3 protein-coding genes are annotated in these 4157 nt (G+C 40.5%); all 3 read right to left on the minus strand.

All coding sequences use genetic code 11. The features are described 5' to 3' along the window. Positions 1-615 precede the first annotated feature (615 nt). The 3 genes from MHO32_RS25285 to MHO32_RS25295 all read right to left on the minus strand — a co-directional run bounded on the left by MHO32_RS25285 (position 616) and on the right by MHO32_RS25295 (position 3313). On the minus strand, positions 616-1926 hold the full coding sequence (locus MHO32_RS25285; RefSeq protein ID WP_239214910.1) for a HEPN domain-containing protein: 1311 nt from the start codon (positions 1924-1926) through the stop codon (positions 616-618). A 142-nt stretch (positions 1927-2068) separates the two neighbouring features. Next, positions 2069-2707, minus strand: coding sequence for a hypothetical protein (locus MHO32_RS25290; protein WP_239214912.1), 639 nt, complete (start codon positions 2705-2707; stop codon positions 2069-2071). A gap of 144 nt (positions 2708-2851) precedes the next feature. Beyond that, complete coding sequence (locus MHO32_RS25295) at positions 2852-3313, minus strand: GNAT family N-acetyltransferase (RefSeq protein ID WP_239214914.1); 462 nt, start codon at positions 3311-3313, stop codon at positions 2852-2854. Positions 3314-4157 lie beyond the last annotated feature (844 nt).

Genomic DNA, 4157 nt, shown 5'->3' on the forward strand with positions numbered 1-4157 from the left:
TTGCGAATCCCTCTTGAGCAGTTTGTTAGTCGCGAGGCACCGAGCGACAATTTTAAGCCGAACTAAACTTTGCGAACAACAAACTTTATGTGCTTTGATCCATTTAAGTCAGGCGTAGTCTCAAAGCGGCTACTCAATGAAACCACTTAGAACAAACAACGCCGTAGAAAACGGACTGACAACACCAAAAAGCGCTTTTGGAAAGCCAATCTCACAGTACGGACTTTCAACAAAGTCACTGAAACCACGTGGAACTTACCACACCAGAGAAAACGTCATTTCAGCGAGTAGATGTGCTTTTGAACCAACAAACTCACCGGGCAGAGTTGCAACCAAGAACAGAGGAACGATTGCCCTGTTCTGTCAGCACCAAAGAATAAAAAACCGCTTGGGCACTTGCAAAACTTTGGACTTTAAACTTCTGAAACTGATTTTTGACCATCGACGATGAACTTGTGCGCTAAACAAGCAACTGCCAGATTTTGAGCTTAGAAACATGATTTTGATTACTAGCTTTTTCTGGCGACTAACGCCGCATTAAGGTGTGAGCGACGCTTGGCTATACTTGAGCGAAGCGAAAACGCCAAGCGTTGCGAATCACTCTTAAATGCTTTGTTATGTGTCCTTTTTCTCGTCTTCAGAGAGTAGTTTCACTTCCTCTTGAATTACTCTTCTACACATCCATTGTAATTTACCTAAAAGTCCTCGCTCAATGTAATTGAGCCTACTTTTACCACCATGTACAATTTTGGATCTAACATCATATATTTTTTGGAAGTCATCTAATATTTCATCTCGTTGCGTTTGGCTTACACCTATCAAATATGCACAACGATTTCTTAATAATGCACCTAGCCCTACTTGTTCCGACGAAGCTTTGTCACCCAGGAGAATCTCAATAACAACCGTAGTTTGAACGAAGGATAGCAGTTCATTTTTCCCGCTATAGCTTTCAAATAGCCACTGGCAAGCCAAAAGCAACTTGTGAGTTTTTGATAAGTTCTCACACGAAAAAACCGTTCTCATTTCCCTCAATCTTACATTCACCCATGAAGTCTGCTTGTCTTGAGTATCAAGCACCCCATCTAAGTCATGGATAACCAAGTCGTGAAACGTATCGGAAACATCATAATCCAGTTCATGCTTACCTAGCATTACCCAGTTATCACGCTCAGCTTTATGGATGTAAAACTTCGCTTTTGTGGGGGTAGAGCGATATGTTGGATTGATCTTAAAAAGTCTTAGGGCTATGCCCAACCCACAAAATGACTTTAATTTTTCTACTACTTGCGTATGTGTTTCTGCTGGACCATATTGCCCTACAAAGCCGTTGTTTTTTATTTGCAGAAAAGCACCTGAAGCATTCCAAGAATGTTCTGTGAATAATGAAAGCAATCCGCGACTCGAAATAGACTTGTCTCTTTCCTCAATTCCCGACATAGGTGGGTAAGTTGATGAGAAGTCTTCATCTGACTTTCGAATAGCCATACTTTCAGATACTTCAAAGACACCTATATTCTCTTGAATCAACTTTGCCATATCACTATTCATTTCAATACTGAAAGTGTATTGCCATGGCAAACTGTCAAATTCGTGAACTAGTCGAGTAGCGACCTCGACAGTGTCTTGATAGCCCTCAATGTCTGTAAGCTTTACTAATGTTAAAGCAGAATCATATTCAATGTTTTCAGCCAATTCTCTAGAAATACTTTCATACACAAACTCAAATATTGGAATCTCGCCTATTGAGTCCTTTAGTGTTTCTTTTATATCTCCTGAATTAGGTAAGATTGACTCTGCGGATAATAAACCAATACAGGATGCACGCTCAATGAACATCTTGTTTTTAACTTGGATATTACCTAGCTGTTCTGCAATAACCTCAATTAGTCTTGATTTGCATCTTTCATGAATATTTAATGACATTCGATAACCTCTGAATGGACACATAACGCCGCATTAAGGTGTGAGCAACGCTAACACGAAACCTAACCATACCACCGTAAACACAAAACCCAACGATGGAATGAAAAATGCCAAGCGTTGGGAATCACTCTTAAATGCTTTGTTATGTGTATTTTTTTATGTTGAGCTCAATATTTGCAACTTTAGTTAAAAAAGTGCGCCCTATTTTGGTAGTTTTAAATAAAGGATGGGCGTGATCCATGATGCCTCCTTCGTTAATAGCTGCAAGTTTTGTCTGCAATAATGATGAGATTAGTTCATTTGGACAATATAGGTAGTCTTCGTAGAATTTTTTAATTTCCTCTACATCATTCATATTGATATTTTCAATTATTGTTTTTAGATCGTAAAACTCTTTGACTGACACTTCATCATTTGCCAATAGCAGAAAAGCTTTTGCAAGTAGTTCAGGCTTAACCAAATTATCTAACCTATCTAAACTAAGCAATAGCATCTCACCAACATCCCCTGGAGAGCTCTCTAGCTTACTTATAACTTCAGCCCTTTCCAAAGGTGGAATATCACTCACCTCATTCAAAAACCGCAAAAGCTTTCGATTAAAGAGGTTGTCTCGCACACTTTGCCCTGCTTTATATGTAGCTATAAGCGTATTTACTACTGGTATATCCTTTAATACACCTTCGGTCAGAACACCATCAATCGCAATTTCAGCCAATTCCGTTGATACCGAGCCTAAATCTGATTTTTTTAAAGTCTCGATAAGAGATATATCTTTTGACAAACTTACTTCTCCACCTATTTACACATAACGCCGCGTTAAGTAGTGAGCAACGCCACCACGAAACCTAACCATACCACCTTAAACACAAAACCCAACGATGGAATGAAAAATGCCATGCGTTGGGAATCTGCCTTAAACGCTTTGTTATACCGCTGCCTGCCGCTCCAGACGAACTTCTATTGCTTTAACGTTTGAGCTGTCAGCCAATTCAAAAATATCTGACTCAATACGTTCCGCAACCTTGAAACCTAGTGCCTCAAAGATCTCTACATTTCCAGTTTGCTCAACGCACCAGACTGAAAGCAAGCCTGCATTTGAGAACATACGCTCTGCTTCTAAAATTAAGCTTCGAGCTACGCCTTTTTTACGACATTCTGGCATGACAGCAAGTGTACTTAAATTAAGCGTCTTGCCTGACAACTTAACCTTTATAAGACCCACTAGCTGGTGATCCAAATAATATCCCAAACAAGTCCACTCATTTGCTGAACTAGCTTGATTTCTTTGAGCTTCGGAAGTTGGGCGATAGATTTTTCGTAGCTCGGAGAAGCTTGTTTTTGATAGAGATAAAAGCGACTGATCTGTAACGCTTACTTGCTTTATCATTGATTTCTCCTTTGCGGTATAACGCCCTGCTAAGGGGTGAGCAACGCAATACCGATGTTGCTGCATACCACCTTAATCACTAAAACCAACGCATAGTAAAAATGCCACGCGTTGTGAATCCCTCTTGAGCAGCTTGTTAGTGCGCTGCCCTTAAAGCTTATGGTATTTGCCAAGGCATTGAAATATAGCACGAAATTTTAGCTTAAAACGCGAAAGCTAAACGGACAACTGCCAATCTCAAACCAATACTCAAAACGCGAGTTGGCTAGAAGAAAAACACGCAAGACTCGATGATTTTCAGCACCTTTAAATTAGCAAAGGAGACTGACTTCGAACTTTCCCGACGGCACCAAAGAAACGATTTGTCACCGAGAAACCATCCGCGAGAAAGAAGCCGCGCCAATGAAATTGCCCGAAAGTTAGAAACCGTAAACGACTTTTCACAACGCGATCACTGCGCATCCAGTGCCACCGGAGAGAACGTGAAAGGCACATTTGAACCGCTGTAAAGCAGAGCAAAGAAACCAATAAACACCAAATTTTACAACCTTTGATGCCCATCCCGTACTAACGCCCTGCTAAGGGGTGAGCAAACGCAATACCGAAGCCGCCGAAAACCACCTTAATCACTAAAATCAACGCATAGTAAAAATGCCACGCGTTGCGAATCCCTCTTGAGCAGTTTGTTAGTTTGCAAACCCAAAGCGTTGATTTTACGTAATTTTAAACTTTGCAAACAATAAAATTTATGTGTTTTGATGCACTTAAGTCAGGCGTAGTCTCAAAGCGGCTACTCAATGAAACCACGTGGAACAAACAACGCCGCAGAAAACGAACTAACAAC

Source organism: Vibrio sp. MMH1-50 (assembly GCF_022347645.1).
GTDB lineage: Bacteria > Pseudomonadota > Gammaproteobacteria > Enterobacterales > Vibrionaceae > Vibrio > Vibrio harveyi.